We start from the raw sequence: 1,017 nt of genomic DNA on the forward strand, positions 1-1,017 counted from the left end.
TGACTAACTATTAAAAGTCAAGACATTTTTAAAAAAATTAAGTAATTGAAAAATAGGCGCACTTAAACAAGCCCTATGTTTCAAGGACTAAAAAAATATTAGATAAAGATTATCTCAAAGCGTCAGAATCATAAACAAGATTTTTGGTTTGCAAAGTGAAAATAACACGCACAAGCTTTTTGACAGTATGTGAAAGAGCAACACGGTATGTTTTGCCTTCGGCACGTTTCTTTGCATAATATTCAGCAAATGTAGGCTCGTAATTCACAACCGTACGAGCACAATTCATAAGAGTATATCGCAAATAAGAAGAACCGTGTTTAACCATTTTGCCGTTAGATTCAGCGATGCCGGATTGAAAATATCCCGGTTCCATACCGGCAAACGAAAGGAGTTGTGCAGGATTTTGGAACTTTGAAAAGTCACCGAATTCAGCAAGAATAACGGCAGCAGACTCAACGCCGATACCGGGAATAGTCAGCATGGACGGATTTATCTCTAAGACACATTCCTTGATGAGAGCTTCAGTTTCATCAACTTTTGAATCTAACTGACTGAAAATGTCTATGACCATAGCCATTTCACTAAGCAGGAAATCATCTGGATGACCTACAGTATTCCGTGCAAGATGTTTCAAGGTTGTGAAATCGGCAAGAGAAAATCTTCCGCGAGACAATTTTCTAAGTGTTTCATAAGATTTAGAATTCATATTCGCAATCCTTTCAGGTGACGAATAGTTAACAAGAATATGAAACGCAGTAGTAGAAAATTTTCCCTTGAAAAACGGCTTAAACTCAGGAAAAACCTTGTCTAAGATATTTGTTAGTTCTACGAGTTGTCGGCTTCGTTGCCTAACGAGGTTATCCCTAAATCTTGTTAGTGACTTTAATTTCTCTGTGTGGTAAAATGATGGTGGATAGGGCTTGTACTCTACCGTCATCAGATAACGGGCTATCATTTCGCAGTCAATCGCATCTGTTTTGGTTTTTCTAAGAGATTTACTCTTAATGAAGCGAT

At 37.6% G+C, this 1,017-nt stretch carries 1 protein-coding gene; it reads right to left on the reverse strand.

The features are described 5' to 3' along the window. Window positions 1–109 precede the first annotated feature (109 nt). Window positions 110–1,017: IS110 family transposase (locus tag KQI32_RS13260; RefSeq protein ID WP_216426121.1), on the reverse strand; the 908-nt coding region annotated here is incomplete at its 5' end.

Source organism: Acetivibrio sp. MSJd-27 (genome assembly GCF_018918095.1).
Classification (GTDB): Bacteria; Bacillota; Clostridia; order UMGS1840; family HGM11507; genus HGM11507.